This window comes from Microbacterium sp. GW821-FHT01D02 (assembly GCF_059422585.1).
The window spans coordinates 1,354,105-1,369,532 of the sequence record NZ_JBWKXB010000001.1; the positions used below are offsets into that span (position 1 = coordinate 1,354,105).

Consider the following 15,428-nt stretch of genomic DNA (forward strand, 5'->3'; position numbering starts at 1 on the left):
TCGCGCCCGCGCGGAGAAGGAGAACACCATGACGAAACCTGCCACCACCACGCAGGCCGGAGCCCCGATCGCGAGTGACACCCACTCGCTGACGGTCGGCGCCGACGGCCCCACGGTCCTGCACGACCACCACCTCGTCGAGAAGATCGCCGCGTTCAACCGCGAGCGCGTGCCGGAGCGCAACCCGCACGCGAAGGGCGGCGGTGCGTTCGGCGAGTTCGTCGTCACGGAAGACGTCTCGGCGTACACCCGGGCGGCGGTCTTCCAGCAGGGCGCGAAGAGCGAGGCGCTCATCCGCTTCTCCTCGGTCGCCGGCGAGCAGGGCTCCCCCGACACCTGGCGCGACGTGCGCGGCTTCTCGCTGCGGCTGTACTCGGAGGAGGGCAACCTCGACATCGTCGGCAACAACACCCCGACCTTCTTCCTGCGCGACGCGATCAAGTTCCCCGACTTCATCCACTCGCAGAAGCGCCTCGGCGACTCGGGACTCCGCGACCCCGACATGCAGTGGGACTTCTGGACGCTCTCCCCGGAGACCGCGCACCAGGTGACCTACCTCATGGGCGACCGTGGGCTCCCGCGCAGCTGGCGGCACATGAACGGCTACGGCTCGCACACCTTCTCCTGGGTGAACGCGGAGGGCGAGCTCTTCTGGATGCGCTACCACTTCGTGTCACACCAGGGCGTCGAGGCCATGGGAGCCGAGGAGGCGCAGCAGCTCGCCGGGTCCGACGCCGACTACTACCGGCGCGACCTGTTCGATGCGATCCAGCGGGGCGAGCACCCCTCGTGGGACCTGTACGTGCAGATCATGCCCTACGACGAGGCGAAGTCGTACCGCTTCAACCCGTTCGACCTCACCAAGACGATCTCGCTCAAGGACTACCCGCGCATCAAGGTCGGCACGCTGACCCTGAACCGGAACCCGGAGAACTTCTTCGCCCAGATCGAGCAGGCCGGCTTCTCGCCGGGGAACCAGGTGCCCGGCACCGGCATCTCGCCGGACAAGATGCTGATGGGTCGCATCTTCGCGTACCCGGATGCGCAGCGTCACCGCATCGGGGCCAACTACAACCAGCTGCCGGTGAACCAGCCGCACGCCGCCGAGGCGCGCAACTACCAGCACGAGGGGGCGATGCGGTACCAGTACAACGGCGCGGCGCACCGCACCTACCAGCCGAACTCGTTCGGTGCGGCCGGCGGTCCCGAGGCCGACCCGTCGAAGGGGATCGAGGCGAACTGGGAGGCCGATGGCGAACTCGTCCGCTCGGCGGCCACGCTGCACGCCGAGGACGACGACTTCGGGCAGCCGGGCACGCTCTACCGCGAGGTCTTCGACGACGAGCAGCGCGCCCGGTTCATCGAGACGCTCATCGGGCAGGGGCGTTCGATCACGGTCGACGAGATCCGCGAGCGCTTCTTCCAGTACTGGACGAACGTGGACGCCACGCTCGGAGCGGCCCTGCGCACCCAGGTGTGATCCCTGATCGGCCGGGCTTCCTCGTCCGGCCGATCACGCGGACGCGCTGACATCTCCTGCGACGCGGCGTGCGGTGGCCGAGGCCCCGCGCGTCGCGTCGTACTGCGTGCGCGACTCCTCGATCGCGGGGTGGTTCGCGAGGGCCCAGTCGCCGATGGTCTTGGCGATCGGGATGAGGGTGCCGCCGAGGTCGGTGAGCTCGTACTCCACGCGCGGCGGGACCTCCGCGTAGGCGGTGCGACTGATCAGTCCGTCGCGTTCGAGCTGGCGGAGGGTGAGCGTCAGCATCCGCTGCGAGATACCGGGGATGTGTCGGAGCAGCTCGCTGAAGCGGAGCCGGTCGTGCCGCAGCGTGGCGATGACCAGGAGCGACCACTTGTCGCCCACGCGATCGAGCACCTCGCGGATCGCGCGGCCCGCGCTCTCGTCGAGCTCGCAGGAGCTCTCGTATCCGGGGAATCCGGCGAGCGCGGTCTCGTCGATGTGCGTCAGTGACATCGGTGTGCCTTTTGCAGCGGTCATCTGCATCCTCCAGTCTTGGTTACTGATCGTAACAAAGACACAGAACGGAACCTCGGATGCTCATCGCACTCTGGATCGTCAACGGGCTGCTCGCCCTCGCCATGCTCGGCGGCGGCTTCATGAAGCTCGTCACCCCGAAGGCCACGCTCGCCGAACGCGGGATGGCCTGGACGGAGGACTTCTCCGCCGGGACGATCAAAGCCATCGCGGCGCTCGAGGTGATCGGCGCGTTCGGGCTCATCCTGCCGCTGGCCACCGGCATCGCCCCGATCCTCGCCGCGCTCGCCGGCACCGGGATCGCGATCATCATGATCGGCGCGGTCGTCGTGCACCTGCGCCGCAAGGAGCCCGCCGCGCCGGCGCTCGTCCTGGCGGTGCTGGGCGTCGCGAGCGCGGTGCTCGGCTTCCTCGTGGTGCTCTGACCCTCGGACCGGGAACAGGGCCAAGATGGAAGGGTGGCCGTCCCCCTCTCCGACCTGACCAGCATGCCCGACCCGCAGCACGTGTACGCCGGCGACGGCACGCGGCTGGCGACCTACACCTGGGGTGAGCTCGACGCCCCGGTCGTGGTGACCGTGCACGGGTTCGCATCGAACGCGCGGGACAACTGGGTCCTGACCGGGTGGGTGCGCGAGCTCATCGCCGCCGGGTACCGGGTCCTCGCCCTCGACCAGCGCGGTCACGGACTCAGCGAGAAGCCGCACGACGCCGGCGGCTACGGCATCCGCACGCTGGTGACCGACGTCGAGACCGTCATGGACACCTATCTCGTCGACGATGCGTCCTACGTGGGCTACTCCCTCGGGGCACGCGTGGGCTGGGAGGTGGTCCGCGAGCTGCCGCATCGCATCGGCCGCGCGGTGCTCGGGGGCGTGCCGGACGGCATCCCGCTCGCTCGCCTCGACCTCGATCAGGTGCGCGCCTACATCGCCGACGGCACGCCGGTCGAGGACCGCACGACGCAGAACTACATCGCGCTGACCGAGCGGGTGCCGGGGAACGACCTGCGGGCGCTGGTCGCGCTGGCGGAGGGCATGCGGTCCTCGGGCATGATCGACCCCGACCCGACGGATGCGCCGACGCGTCCGATCCTGTTCGCCACCGGATCGAAGGACGCGATCATCGAGGGGTCGCGGGCCCTGGCGTCGGCGGCTCCGGACGGGCACTTTTTCGAGATCCCGAACCGGAACCACTTCAACGCCCCCGGTTCGCGCGACTTCAAGGAAGCCGCGCTGTCGTTCCTCGCCGAGGGGTGACCCCGGCGAGGAGTCGCCGGTCGCGCCCTAGACCGCGGAGCTCTCCGCACGCTTGGGCAGCACCCATCCCGCGCGCGGGAAGTGGCAGGTGTAGCCGTTCGGGTACTTGATCAGGTAGTCCTGGTGCTCCTCCTCGGCCTGCCAGAACGGGCCCTCGGGCTCGATCGTGGTGACGGCCTTGGCGGGCCACAGGCCGGAGGCGTCGACGTCGGCGATCGTCTCGCGCGCGACGGTCTCCTGCTCGGGGCTGAGCGGGAAGATCGCCGAGCGGTAGCTCGAGCCGATGTCGTTGCCCTGACGGTCCTTGGTGGACGGGTCGTGGATCTGGAAGAAGAACGCGAGGATGTCGCGGTACGTCGTCTTGGTCGGGTCGAACACGATCTCCACGGCCTCGGCGTGGCCGGGGTGGTTGCGGTAGGTCGCGTGGTCGTTCGATCCACCCGTGTAGCCGACCCGGGTGTCGAGCACGCCGGGCTGGCGGCGGATCAGGTCTTCCATGCCCCAGAAGCAGCCGCCGGCGAGGACGGCCGTCTCGGTCCCGGGCGTGCGGGTGATGGTTCCGGTGTCGGTCATGACTGCTCCTCAGAAGAATCGGTGGTGGGGTTGGCGAAGAGGGGACTGTAGCGACCGTACCCCTCCTGTTCGAGACTTTCCGCAGGGATGAAGCGGAGGGCCGCGGAGTTCATGCAGTAGCGCAGTCCGCCCGCGTCGCGAGGGCCGTCGTCGAAGACGTGCCCGAGGTGGCTGTCCGCACCGGCGGAGCGCGCTTCGGTGCGCTTCATCCACAGCGAGCGGTCGGTACGGGTGGTCACGGCATCCGCCTCGATGGGCTTGGTGAAGCTGGGCCAGCCGGTGCCGCTGTCGAACTTGTCGGTCGATGAGAACAGCGGTTCGCCCGAGACGACGTCGACGTAGATGCCGTCGTCGTGGTTGTTCCAATAGGCGTTGCGGAAGGGCGGCTCGGTGGCGTCCTGCTGGGTCACTTCGTACTGCAGGTGGGTGAGGTCGCTGACGGCCTCGGGGGTCTTGGCGTAGTCGTTCGACATGATCTTGACTCCTTGTCCGACGTCGCTGGCTGCGGCGTCATAGAGGAGAACCGTCGAGCGGCCCGTTTTGGTCCCGCGGCGCTGGGAGCGGGCTGTGAGTTTCTGCGGTGTCGATAGAGTTGCCTCCGCACTGCACACCTGCCGAGGGGAAACACCCATGTCCGTTGGACTTCTCGCCGTCGTCGACGACATCCTGAGCGCCGCGATGAAGGCCTCGGCGAAGGCGGCCGGCGTCGTGATCGACGACGCCGCGGTCACCCCGCAGTACGTGCAGGGCCTCACGCCTGCCAGGGAGCTGCCCGTCGTCGGCAAGATCGCCCTGGGGTCGCTGGCGAACAAGTTCCTGATCATCATCCCGGTGGCGCTGCTGCTGACCGCGTTCGCGCCGTGGGTGCTGCCGTACCTGCTGATCCTGGGCGGGGCCTACCTGTGCTTCGAGGGTGCGGAGAAGGTGCTGGAGTGGTTCGGCGTGCAGCACGGTCACGCCGATGAGGGTGCGCGCGACGAGAAGAAGCTCGTGCTCGGCGCGGTGCGCACCGACCTGATCCTCTCGACCGAGATCATGCTCATCTCGCTCGCGAGTCTCGAGAAGGGGCTCGACATCTGGGCGACCCTGGCGATCCTCGCCGTGATCGCACTCCTGATGACGGGTGTCGTGTACGGCGCCGTGGCGCTGCTGGTGAAGATCGACGACATCGGTCTGAAGATGGCGAAGAACCCGGTGCAGCGCGTGCGACACACCGGCACCAGGATCGTGCGGTCGATGCCGGCCGTGTTCCGCTTCATCAGCATCCTCGGCACCGTGGCGATGCTCTGGGTCGGAGGCCATCTCGTGCTGGTGAACCTCGGCGAGGTGGGCTGGCACTTCACGACCGACGTGCTGCACGGGATCGAGCATGCGCTCGAGCCGCTCGGCGGATTCGTGGTCTGGGTGGTCGAGACGATCGTGTCGGCGATCGCCGGGCTCATCCTCGGCCTGCTGATCGTCGGGATCGTCCTGGGCATCGCGCGGCTGTTCGGCAAGACCCCCAACTTCCACGAGGGCGAGGAATCCCCCGCCGACGTGCACGTCTGAGGCTGAGGCTGAGGCTGAGGCGGCGTCTCGCAGCGATCCGCCGTCGCTATCCGCCGCACGGGGGATGCGGCCTGTCGTCCACTCCGGTTTGATCGGAGCATGAGCTCTGATCACGCCACTCAGCTGCGCCGGACCCGGCGCCTGATCTCCGCCGTCGCCATCGTGGGGATCGGTGCGGCCGTGATCTGGTTCGTCTTCGCCGCCGTCGGCGAATCCGGTGGCCAGCTCACCGCCGCCAGCGCCACGGCCGCGGGGTTGGGCGCCGCCTGGTCGGCGGGGTTCGCCGCCATCACGTCCCGGCTGAAATCCATCGAGCCCGCCTCGACCTCGGCGGGCTGAGTCCACCGGACGAGCGTGCGCGACGGACGAGCGTGCGCGACGGACGGCGCGCTCATGCCGCGATGTCGTAGCGCGCCCTGCCCCCGAGCCTGGGCCTGCGGTGCGGACAGGCTCGCATATCGCCACGTCGGCACCGCGTGCACTCCTCGTGCGCTCGAAGCCCCGGCATCCTGCTAGCGTCGGCGATGCGCACCCGAAGCGCAGAAGCAGAAGAGAGACCGCCCGCCGATGACAGCCGTGCGAATCCGAGACGCCGAGACCGCCGATCTCGACACGATCACCGCGATCCACAACCACGCCGTGGTGCACACCACCGCGATCTGGAACGAGGAGGCGGTGGACCTCGCCGACCGCGCCGCCTGGCTCGCCGACCGCACCTCCCACGGCTACCCGGTGATCGTCGCGGTCGACGATTCCGGGGTGCTGGGCTACGCGTCGTACGCGCAGTGGCGCCCGCACAGCGGCTACCGCCTCACGGTCGAGCACTCCGTCTACGTCCTCGACGGCCAGCACGGCCGCGGCATCGGGACCACACTGATGGCCGCGCTCATCGAGCACGCCCGCACCGCCGGGATGCACGTGATGATCGCCGGCATCGAGAGCGGGAACACCGCCTCGATCGCCCTGCACGAGCGGCTGGGCTTCACCGAGGTGGGACGGATGCCGCAGGTCGGGGCGAAGTTCGGGCGCTGGCTCGACCTCAGCATGCTCCAGCTCGTGCTCGACGAGCGCGCCGAACCCGACGCGGGGTCCTGACCATGGATCCGCTGCAGTGGCTCGTCGACGCCTTCAACTCGCAGTGGATGCTGCCGGGCGGACAGACGCTCCTGGTCCGCGAGGTCGTCGGCAACGCGTTCGGACTCGCGAGCGCACTCGGCGGCATGCGCCGCAAGGTGTGGGCGTGGCCGGTCGGCATCGTCGGCAACCTGCTGCTGCTCACGGTCTTCCTGGGCTCGGCGCTCAGCCCCGACCCGTCGCTGCCGCACCTGCTCGGTCAGGCCGGACGCCAGATCATGTTCATCGCGGTCGCGATCTACGGGTGGGTGCGCTGGCGCAACCTCGACGGCGGACGCGTGGTGCCGCGCTGGGCGCCGACGAGCGCGCGCATCGGCATGGTCCTGGTGATGATCGTCGGGACCGTCGCCCTGACGCCGCTGTTCCGCCTGCTCGGATCGTGGGAGCCGGTATGGGCCGATGCCTGGACGTTCGTCGGCTCGCTGCTCGCGACCTACGGCATGGCCAAGGGCTGGACCGAGTTCTGGCTGATCTGGATCGCCGTCGACGTGGTCGGCGTGCCCCTGCTGTTCAGCTCCGGCTATTACGCGACCGGCCTCATGTACGTGTTCTACGGCGTCTTCACCGCGGTCGGGTTCGTGATCTGGTGGCGGGCGCAGCGGATGGCCGCGCATCCGATCGAGATCATCCCACCGGACCCGAGCCCGCGCCGGCCGGACGAGGAAGAGCTCGCCTGAGCGCTCCGAATGTGTCCGCCCATGTCGGCGACCCTGGATTCGCCCGCGCGCATCGCCTTTCATGGGTCGCATGACCCGCGAGATCCGCTTCAACGCCTTCGACATGAACTGCGTCGCCCACCAGTCGTCCGGCCTGTGGCGGCACCCCGACGACCGGTCGCGCCAGTACAACACCATCTCCTACTGGACGGATCTCGCGAAGCTGCTGGAGAGCGCGACCTTCGACGGCATCTTCATCGCCGACGTGCTCGGCACCTATGACGTCTACGGCGGCACCAACGAGGCCGCGATCCGCAACGGCGCCCAGGTCCCGGTGAACGATCCGATCCTCCTGGTGAGCGCGATGGCCGCGGTCACCGACCACCTGGGCTTCGGCATCACGGCCGGCACCGCGTTCGAGCACCCCTATCCGTTCGCCCGCCGGCTGAGCACGCTCGACCACCTCACCCAGGGCCGGATCGGATGGAACGTCGTGACCGGCTACCTGCCCAGCGCCGCGCGCAACATGGGCCAGGAGGACCAGCTCGCGCACGACGACCGCTACGACCACGCCGACGAGTACGTCGAGGTGCTCTACAAGCTCTGGGAGGGCTCGTGGGAGGACGACGCCGTGGTCGAGGACCGCGAGCGCGGCATCTTCACCGACCCGGGCAAGGTGCATCCGATCGGACACGAGGGCAAGCACTTCAGCGTGCCCGGCATCCACATCTCCGAGCCGTCACCGCAGCGCACGCCGGTGATCTACCAGGCCGGCGCGAGTCCGCGCGGAGTGAAGTTCGCCGCCGAGAACGCCGAGGCCATCTTCGTCGCCGCCCCCTCGAAGGAGGTGCTCGCCGGCACCGTCAAGCGCATCCGCGACGCCCTCGAGGCGGCGGGCCGCGACCGGCACGACGCCCGTATCTACACGCTGCTCACCGTGATCACCGCCGCCACCAGCGAGGAGGCGACGGCGAAGCACGCCGAGTACCTCTCCTACGCGAGCCCCGAGGGTGCGCTCACGTTCATGTCGGGCTGGATGGGCGTCGACCTGTCGCAGTACGCCGAGGACGAGCCGGTCGGGAACGTCGAGTCCAACGCGATCCAGTCGGTGCTCCAGCACCTCAAGGAGGAGGCGGATCTCGGCCGCGAGTGGACCGTCGGCGACTTCGGCCGCCACAACGCGATCGGCGGCCTCGGCCCCACGATCGTCGGATCGGGCGTCGAGATCGCCGACGAGCTGCAGTCGTGGGTCGAGGAGACCGACATCGACGGCTTCAACCTCGCCTACGCGGTCACGCCCGGCACCTGGCAGGACGTGATCGAGCACGTGATCCCGGTGCTGCGCGAGCGCGGCGCCTACCCCGAGGAGTACACGCCGGGCACGCTCCGCCACAAGCTCCACGGCCGCGGCGACCGTGTGCAGGACACGCACCGCGCTGCGCAGTACCGCGTCGGCGCCTTCGCTCGCGCCTGAGCGCGCAGGGCGTCAGTCGTCGCTGCGGCTGAACAGTCCGCGCAGCACGAGGAACACGACCACGGCGACGACCGCCACGATCCCGAGCTTGAAGATGAACGCGAGGACCGAGAACAGCGCGCTCACGATCCACCACGCGATCACGACGGCGAGGATGACGCCGAGGATGGTCCAGATGTTCTTGGTCATGCCTCCAGCCTACGGAGTCGCGGCTGAGCGGATCTCCTCGAGCGACCGGTAGACCGTCAATCCGAGCTCGTGCGCGATCTCGACGTCCTTGTCGGCGCCCGCCGATTCCCCGGGCAGGCGCAGCACGGCATCGCAGTGCTGCAGCAGCCGGCGCGCGGTCTCGTACATGACATCGCCGTCTGCGGCGGTGGCCTCGTCGAGGGTGCGCAGGATCGGCAGCGCGACCCATTCACCGATCATCGGGATGTGTCCGAGGCGGAAGATCGGCCCCGAGGCCTCCTCCAGGCGCGCCAGATTGCGGGCGATGAGGGCGGGGTCGCCGTTCGTGCCGGAACGATAGGGGCCGGCGATCAGGATCAGGAGTGGCTTCGTCATGGGGATGACTGTAGTCTGAAACATGCAAGATCGTGCAACTTCGTGAGGAAACATATGCTGGCCGCGCAACGCAAAGCCCACCTTCTCGAACTCCTCGACCGTGACGGCCGGGTGGTCGCGAAGGCCGTCGCCGACGACCTCGGCGTCTCGGAGGATGCGATCCGACGCGACCTCCGCGAGCTCGCCGAAGACGGCCGGCTGCTGCGCGTCTACGGCGGGGCCCTGCCGCTCCCCGCCCCCGATCGACCCGTGAGCGAGCGGCAGGAGGTCGCGACCGAGAGCAAGGAGCGGGTCGCGCGACGAGCGGTCGCCGGCGTCCGCTCCGGATCGACGATCGTCCTGGATGCGGGCACCACCACCCTCGCGATGGCGAAGCTGCTCCCCTCCGGCACCGACCTCACGGTGATCACACCGAGCCCGGCGGTCGCCCTCGCCGTCGCCGAGCACTCCGACGCCCGCGTGATCATGATCGGAGGCGAGCTCACCCGACACTCGATGGTGGCGGGAGGGGGCCTGGCCCTCGAGGCGATCCAGCACCTCGCCGCGGACACATTCTTCCTGGGCGCGACCGGTGTCGACCCCGCGCACGGCCTCACCACCGGCGAGCTCGACGACGCGGTCACGAAGCGCGCGATCGCCGCGCGGTGCACCGAGACGGTCGTGCTCGCGAGTGCGGACAAGGTCGGCGCCGTGTCGCGCTACCCTGTCCTGCCGTTCGACGCGATCACCGCGATCATCACCGATCCGCTCGACGCGAATCCGCTCGTCGCGGCGGCCGAGGCGGAGATCGACGCGCGGGTTCAGCGGTAGAGGAGGTCCTCCGCCACGGCATCCCGCCACCCCGGAACCGCGAAGCGCTCCGGATCGTCCCACTCGCCGGCGACGATCTGCGCGAACGCCCCTTCGACCCCGAAGAGCTTCTCGAGCGGGGACCAGTCGGACTCCCCCGGCATCGGCACCAGCGAACGTTCCACGAGCGCCCCGGGATGGACCTCTTCGATGAGGGACAGCAGACGCGCACCGGTGTGCACGGGTCGCAGCGCCTCGGCATCCGTGACATGCAGGATCACCCCCTCGCACGCCTCGCCGGCGTGGTCGCGCACCAGCGGCGTGAAGCCGTAGGGGACGGCGGCGATGCCGGGCAATCCGGCGGCGGCGATGGCGGCGGCGTAGCGCTCCCCGTCGATGAAGGGCGCGGCGATGACGCGGAACGGCACGGCCGTGCTCCGCCCCTCCGACACGTTCACGCCCTCCGCCAGACAGGTGCCCGGGTACAGCAGCGCCGTCGTGGGGCTGGGGAGGTTCGGCGACGGCGGCATCCACGTGCCCTCGCCGCCCCCGATCGGCGCATCGCGGGACCACCCGTCGACCTCGACCACGTCCAGCTCGACATCGATCCCGCGGGTGCGCACCCAGTGCCGCGCCAGCTCGCCGATCGTGAGTCCGTGCCGGATCGGCATGCTCCACCGCCCCACGAGGGACTGCGCCCGCTCGTCGAGCAGCGGACCCTCCGCGCGATCGAGCCGACCGCCGATCGGGTTCGGACGGTCGAGCACGACCACCGCCACCCCGGCATCGGCGCACGCCTCCAGCACGTGACTCATGGTCCAGATGTACGTGTAGAACCGCGCGCCGACGTCGGGCAGATCGATGAGCATCACATCGAGATCGGCGAGGTCGGCGGCGGCGGGACGGACCGCGTCGCCGTACAGGCTGCGCACCTCGACCCCCGTGAGCGGATCGAGGAGATCGCCCACCCGCTCACCCTCCCTCGCGCGACCGCTGAGACCGTGCTCCGGCCCGAACAGCCTCGTGAACCGCCAACCGCTCGCGGCCAGCGGCTGTCGTCCGCGCAGCAGGTCGGAGGTCAGCGCGAGGTCGTTCGTGACCAGACCGAGTCGGCTCGCGGTGAGGCGCGCGAGGAGATCGGGGCGGATGTCGCGGCGGATCAGGCGGTCGATGCCGAGGTGCATGAGGATCAGTCGATTCTGTGATCGGTGACAGCGTTGTAGGTGCGCTGAAGGTTGTCGGAGATGGTGTCGTAGTCGGCCTGGGCGATGCGGGTGAACAGGAAGTCGAGCACGGCGAGCTGCGCGATCCGACTGGCCATGGCACCGGATCGGAACGTCGACTCCGAGACGGCCGTGACCAGGACGAGGGTGCTGACCCGCGCGAGCGGTGACCGCGGATTGTTGGTGATGGCGATGGTGGTGGCCCCGGCGCGCGCGGCGACCTCGGCCGACTGCACGATCTCGAGCGTGCGCCCGGAGTGCGAGATCGCGATCGCGACGTCGCGCTCGTCGAGGAGCGCCGCACCGGTGAGCGCGAGGTGGAGGTCGGTGCGCGCCTGCGCCACGAGACCCGCGCGGTGCAGCTTCTGCTCCAGATCCTGAGCCGCCAGACCGCTCGCCGCCGCGCCGTAGATGTCGATGCGGCGGGCGGCGCGCACGGCACTGACGCAGCGTTCGAGCTCGTCGATGTCGATCTGGCTCGCCGTGCGCTCGATGGCGGACGCCTCCGCGAACGCGATCTTCCGCACGGTGGTGAGCGCGTCGTCGTGCCGGCTCACGTCGCTCTCCGAGACGTTGAACCGCTCGCGGTCGGAAGCACGGCGATCCAGTTCGGTCGCGAGCGCCAGCCGGAGCTCGGGGTACCCCGAGAAGCCCAGGCTCTGCGTGAAGCGCACGATGCTCGCGATCGAGGTGTCGCAGGCCGCGGCGAGCTGCGTGATCGACGACTCGACCGCGCTCTGGGGATCGTCGAGCACGTGCTGGGCGATCCGCCGCTCGGTGGGCGTGAGCGCGGAAAGACGCTGATGGATCGCGGTCATCGCACTGGTGGACACGCGAACAGGATCGCAGACCCGAGGTCGGAATGGAAGGAATTTTCCGCTAGGGCTTGAAATCTTGTAACAAATTGCCCAAAGTGGGCGGGAGGCTTTCACAGCAGAGACGCCCGGTCTGTCAGACGGCTCTCATAACCCGAGAGGAACCCCATGCGACACCGCACCACACGACTTGCCCTTCCCGCAGGTCTTCTCGTCACAGGCCTTGCTCTGGCCGGCTGCGCGCCTGCCGCATCCAGCGGCGACGGCGCCGGAGACGTCACCCTCACCGTCTGGTCCTGGCAGGCATCGTCCTCGCCGAAGTGGGAAGCGGTCTTCGACAAGTACGAGGAGTCGCACCCCGGGGTGACCGTCCAGTTCGAGGGCTTCCAGCCCACCGAGTACAACCAGATCCTGGCGACCGGTCTCGAGGGCAGCGACGGCCCCGACATCGCCATGCTCCGCGCCTACGGCGGCATCCAGCCCGCGATCCAGTCCGAGCAAATCGTCCCGATCGATGACATCGTCGACGGCCTCGACCAGTTCGACCCCACCGTGCTCCGCGCGGCCCAGGGCAAGGACGACGGCAAGACCTACGGCGTGCCCTTCGCCTACCAGACCATGCAGATGTTCTACAACAAGACGATGTTCGACGAGATGGGCCTCGAGGAGCCCACCGACTGGGACGAGTTCATCGAGCTGCAGGAGACCCTACTCAAGGAGGGCGTCACGCCGATGGCGCTCGGCGCCCGCGAGGACTGGGTGCTGCCGATGTTCCACGACATCGTGGGCTCGGCGAACTACGGCGGCGCCGACTTCGAGGAGAAGGTGCTCAGCGGCGAGGTCGACTTCACCGACCCGGCGTACGTCTCGTCGCTCCAGATCGTCAAGGACATGCAGAAGTACCTCGACAAGAACGTCAACGCCATCGCGGTCGCCGACGCCGTGCTGCAGTTCACCTCCGGACAGGCCGCGCAGTGGCCCGGTGGATCCTTCGACCTGCCGACGTTCCAGAACTCGGCTCCGGACACCGAGTGGGGCGTCTACGAGGTGCCGCCGGCCCCCGGCAGCGCGCTCGACCACGCAGTCACCCCCGGCTACGCGGACGGCAGCTTCGGCATCAACGCCTCGAGCGACCAGCAGGAGGCCGCGACCGAACTGCTGAACTGGATGACGACGGCCGAGTTCGGTCAGCTCGTCGCCGACGAGGTCGACCAGTTCTCGGCACTGCCGGGCGTGAAGTACTCCGACCCGCTGATGCAGGAGATGAACGAGCAGTACACCGCCAACCCGGCGCCGTACCTGCTGCTCGTCGACTTCCGCTACGGCGACCCGACCGGGACGGCCGTGCTCGGCCCGGACATCCAGGCGATGTTCCTCGGCGACAAGACGCCGGAGCAGCTCGGTGCCGACCTGCAGTCCGGCATCTCCACCTGGTTCACCCCCGCATCCTGACCCGACCGTGGTGGGGGCGCCGGTCCGGCGCCCCCACCACGCAGTGAAAGAGGCATCATGGCCCTGACCCTCCCCCTCCGCCGGGAGAAGACGCGGCGCACGCGCACGGGGATCGCGCTGTCGACTCCGACGGCGACGCTGTTCGTCCTCCCCGCCGCGGTGCTGTTCGCCGTGCTCATCCTCTATCCGATGCTCGCCGCGCTCAGCTACTCGTTCTTCGACTGGCAGGGAACCAAGCAGGGCGGTTTCGCCGGCGTCGCCAACTACATCACCCTCCTCACCAAGGAGCCCTACGCCTCGCAGCTCTGGAACGCCTTCGGGCACAACCTGCTGCTCTTCGCCGGCGCCCTGGTCTTCCAGAACTCCCTCGGCCTCGGCATCGCGACCCTGCTGCACCGCCGCAAGCGCACGAAGCGCTTCTTCCAGACGATCTTCGCGCTGCCCTACCTCGTGAGCCCGATGGTCATCGGCTACCTCTGGTCGCTCATGCTGTCGCCGCTGTTCGGTCCGATCAACGCGATCCTGCGCGGCGTCGGGCTCGAGAGCCTCGCGCTCCCCTGGCTCGGCGATCCGCAGCTCGCGATCTGGGTGATCGTGCTCGTGAGCGCCTGGCAGTGGATCGGCTTCCCGATCCTGCTCTACGGCGCGGCCCTCGGCGGCATCCCCGAGGAGATCGAGGAGGCGGCCGCCCTCGACGGCGCCACCGCCGGCAAGCGCTTCCGGTACATCACCCTCCCGATGCTCACGCCGACCATCGGCATCATCACCGTGCTCACGTTCATCGGCAGCATGGAGGCGATGGCCATCCCGTTCGCCCTCGCCGGCTCCAACGGGGCACCGGCCGGATCCACCGACGTCATGATGCTGCTCTTCTACCGCACCGCCTTCGAGTCGGGGAATCCGAACTCGATCGGCGTCTCCTCCGCGCTTGCGACCGTCCTGTTCATCTTCATCATGGTGATCTCGGTCTTCATCACCTCCACGATGCGTCGCGCCGAACGAAAGCTGTTCTGATGAGCACCGCCACCGAAACCCGCACCGAGCCGACCACCGAGGCGATCGTCTCGGGCCGTCGCCCCTCCTCGCCGCGGCGCCGCACGAGCCGCACCTCGGATACCCCGTTCATCGGGCGCCTGTTCGCGAACATCTTCCTGTGGGGGTACGCGCTGGTCGCGATCGGCCCGCTGCTGCTCATGGTCAACAACTCGCTGCGCACCCAACAGCAGATCGCGACCGAGCCCCTCGGCCTCCCGGTGCCGCCCACGTTCACGAGCTTCCAGAGCGCGTGGATCACGGCATCCTTCGACACCTACTTCGTCAACTCGATCACCGTGACGGTCGGCTCCGTCATCGTCACGACCGTCGTGTCGGTGCTCGCGGCCTACGCGTTCGCGCGTGCCAGGGCGAAGTTCTTCCGCGGCGTCGAGGCGGTCTTCCTCTCCGGGCTCATGCTCCCGGTGCACCTGGCGATCCTGCCGCTGTTCTACCTCCTCGACTCGCTGAAGATGACGAGCAACATCTTCAGCCTGATCCTGGTCTACGGCGCGCTGGGGATCCCGTTCACGACGTTCGTCCTGACCGTGTTCTTCCGCGCTCTGCCGATCGAGCTGGAGGAGGCCGCGCGCATCGACGGCGCCGGGCCGTTCCGCACGTTCATCCAGATCCTGCTGCCGCTCGTGCGACCCGCGCTCGCGACCGTGATCGTGTTCCGCTTCGTGCCGGTGTGGAACGACTTCTTCTACCCGTTGATCCTGCTGCGGGACCGCAACTCGTACACGCTGCCCGTCGGCCTCACCCGCTTCTTCGGCGAGTACTCCACCGACTGGCCGCAGCTGTTCGCCGGCCTCACGATCGCGACGATCCCGCTGGTCGTCCTGTTCCTGCTGGCGACCAAGCAGATCATCAACGGCCTCACCTCCGGCATGAGCAAGTGAGTCGGACG

The 15,428-nt window shown here is 68.8% G+C and carries 19 protein-coding genes; 12 read left to right on the forward strand and 7 right to left on the reverse strand.

Going from position 1 to position 15,428, the window contains the following annotated elements; all coding sequences use genetic code 11:
• The first annotated feature begins 28 nt into the window (after window positions 1-28).
• The gene (locus AC07VM_RS06680; protein ID WP_267416417.1) at window positions 29-1,480 is read left to right on the forward strand and encodes a catalase; all 1,452 of its coding nucleotides are present in this window, start codon (window positions 29-31) and stop codon (window positions 1,478-1,480) included.
• 33 nt (window positions 1,481-1,513) lie between these two features.
• Here the strand turns inward: AC07VM_RS06680 and AC07VM_RS06685 are convergent, their stop codons facing one another.
• Window positions 1,514-2,002 (reverse strand): winged helix-turn-helix transcriptional regulator, encoded by a 489-nt coding sequence (locus AC07VM_RS06685; protein WP_494910448.1) that lies wholly within the window; start codon window positions 2,000-2,002, stop codon window positions 1,514-1,516.
• A gap of 56 nt (window positions 2,003-2,058) precedes the next feature.
• Here AC07VM_RS06685 and AC07VM_RS06690 point away from each other — a divergent pair, with 56 nt between their 5' ends.
• Window positions 2,059-2,424, forward strand: coding sequence for a DoxX family protein (locus tag AC07VM_RS06690; protein WP_494910449.1), 366 nt, complete (start codon window positions 2,059-2,061; stop codon window positions 2,422-2,424).
• Between the two features lie 33 nt (window positions 2,425-2,457).
• A complete protein-coding gene (locus tag AC07VM_RS06695; RefSeq protein ID WP_494910450.1) occupies window positions 2,458-3,258 on the forward strand; it encodes an alpha/beta fold hydrolase in 801 nt (266 codons plus the stop codon).
• 27 nt (window positions 3,259-3,285) lie between these two features.
• Here AC07VM_RS06695 and msrA read toward each other — a convergent pair whose 3' ends face one another.
• Both msrA and msrB read right to left on the reverse strand, forming a co-directional pair.
• Window positions 3,286-3,831, reverse strand: coding sequence for a peptide-methionine (S)-S-oxide reductase MsrA (gene msrA / locus AC07VM_RS06700; protein WP_267416422.1), 546 nt, complete (start codon window positions 3,829-3,831; stop codon window positions 3,286-3,288).
• Complete coding sequence (gene msrB / locus AC07VM_RS06705) at window positions 3,828-4,304, reverse strand: peptide-methionine (R)-S-oxide reductase MsrB (RefSeq protein ID WP_267416423.1); 477 nt, start codon at window positions 4,302-4,304, stop codon at window positions 3,828-3,830. The genes msrA and msrB overlap by 4 nt, the downstream gene beginning before the upstream one ends.
• A gap of 157 nt (window positions 4,305-4,461) precedes the next feature.
• Between msrB and AC07VM_RS06710 the strand changes: the two genes are divergently transcribed.
• The 5 genes from AC07VM_RS06710 to AC07VM_RS06730 all read left to right on the forward strand — a co-directional run bounded on the left by AC07VM_RS06710 (window position 4,462) and on the right by AC07VM_RS06730 (window position 8,643).
• Window positions 4,462-5,379, forward strand: a complete 918-nt coding sequence (locus tag AC07VM_RS06710) for a DUF808 domain-containing protein (RefSeq protein WP_494910451.1) — start codon at window positions 4,462-4,464, stop codon at window positions 5,377-5,379.
• A 99-nt stretch (window positions 5,380-5,478) separates the two neighbouring features.
• Window positions 5,479-5,718, forward strand: coding sequence for a hypothetical protein (locus tag AC07VM_RS06715; protein WP_494910452.1), 240 nt, complete (start codon window positions 5,479-5,481; stop codon window positions 5,716-5,718).
• A gap of 228 nt (window positions 5,719-5,946) precedes the next feature.
• Entirely contained in the window at window positions 5,947-6,474 is a 528-nt protein-coding gene (locus tag AC07VM_RS06720) for a GNAT family N-acetyltransferase (RefSeq protein ID WP_494910453.1), read from the forward strand.
• A gap of 2 nt (window positions 6,475-6,476) precedes the next feature.
• Window positions 6,477-7,190: a nicotinamide riboside transporter PnuC gene (gene pnuC / locus AC07VM_RS06725; protein WP_494910454.1), complete on the forward strand. Its 714-nt coding sequence runs from the start codon at window positions 6,477-6,479 to the stop codon at window positions 7,188-7,190.
• A gap of 70 nt (window positions 7,191-7,260) precedes the next feature.
• Window positions 7,261-8,643: an LLM class flavin-dependent oxidoreductase gene (locus AC07VM_RS06730; RefSeq protein ID WP_494910455.1), complete on the forward strand. Its 1,383-nt coding sequence runs from the start codon at window positions 7,261-7,263 to the stop codon at window positions 8,641-8,643.
• Window positions 8,644-8,655: 12 nt separating this feature from the next.
• On the opposite strand, the gene AC07VM_RS06735 is transcribed toward AC07VM_RS06730, so the two are convergent.
• Both AC07VM_RS06735 and AC07VM_RS06740 read right to left on the reverse strand, forming a co-directional pair.
• A complete protein-coding gene (locus tag AC07VM_RS06735) occupies window positions 8,656-8,832 on the reverse strand; it encodes a hypothetical protein (protein WP_267416429.1) in 177 nt (58 codons plus the stop codon).
• Window positions 8,833-8,841: 9 nt separating this feature from the next.
• Window positions 8,842-9,207, reverse strand: coding sequence for a DUF4406 domain-containing protein (locus AC07VM_RS06740; protein WP_494910456.1), 366 nt, complete (start codon window positions 9,205-9,207; stop codon window positions 8,842-8,844).
• A 54-nt stretch (window positions 9,208-9,261) separates the two neighbouring features.
• On the opposite strand from AC07VM_RS06740, the gene AC07VM_RS06745 reads away from it, so the two are divergent.
• A complete protein-coding gene (locus tag AC07VM_RS06745; protein ID WP_494910457.1) occupies window positions 9,262-10,017 on the forward strand; it encodes a DeoR/GlpR family DNA-binding transcription regulator in 756 nt (251 codons plus the stop codon).
• Here the strand turns inward: AC07VM_RS06745 and AC07VM_RS06750 are convergent.
• Together AC07VM_RS06750 and AC07VM_RS06755 are read right to left on the reverse strand one after the other, a co-directional pair.
• Window positions 10,008-11,180 carry an exo-beta-N-acetylmuramidase NamZ family protein gene (locus AC07VM_RS06750; protein WP_494910458.1) on the reverse strand — a complete coding sequence of 391 codons (1,173 nt, stop codon included), beginning with the start codon at window positions 11,178-11,180 and terminating at the stop codon, window positions 10,008-10,010. The genes AC07VM_RS06745 and AC07VM_RS06750 overlap by 10 nt on opposite strands.
• Window positions 11,181-11,185: 5 nt before the next feature.
• The gene (locus AC07VM_RS06755; protein ID WP_494910459.1) at window positions 11,186-12,052 is read right to left on the reverse strand and encodes a MurR/RpiR family transcriptional regulator; all 867 of its coding nucleotides are present in this window, start codon (window positions 12,050-12,052) and stop codon (window positions 11,186-11,188) included.
• 150 nt (window positions 12,053-12,202) lie between these two features.
• Here AC07VM_RS06755 and AC07VM_RS06760 point away from each other — a divergent pair, with 150 nt between their 5' ends.
• From AC07VM_RS06760 to AC07VM_RS06770, 3 genes are read left to right on the forward strand one after another with little or no spacing between them, the layout of a single operon-like run.
• On the forward strand, window positions 12,203-13,486 hold the full coding sequence (locus tag AC07VM_RS06760; protein ID WP_494910460.1) for an ABC transporter substrate-binding protein: 1,284 nt from the start codon (window positions 12,203-12,205) through the stop codon (window positions 13,484-13,486).
• A 57-nt stretch (window positions 13,487-13,543) separates the two neighbouring features.
• Window positions 13,544-14,500: a carbohydrate ABC transporter permease gene (locus AC07VM_RS06765; RefSeq protein ID WP_494910461.1), complete on the forward strand. Its 957-nt coding sequence runs from the start codon at window positions 13,544-13,546 to the stop codon at window positions 14,498-14,500.
• Entirely contained in the window at window positions 14,500-15,420 is a 921-nt protein-coding gene (locus tag AC07VM_RS06770; protein WP_494910462.1) for a carbohydrate ABC transporter permease, read from the forward strand. Before AC07VM_RS06765 ends, AC07VM_RS06770 begins: the two co-directional genes overlap by 1 nt.
• The last annotated feature ends 8 nt before the right edge of the window (window positions 15,421-15,428 follow it).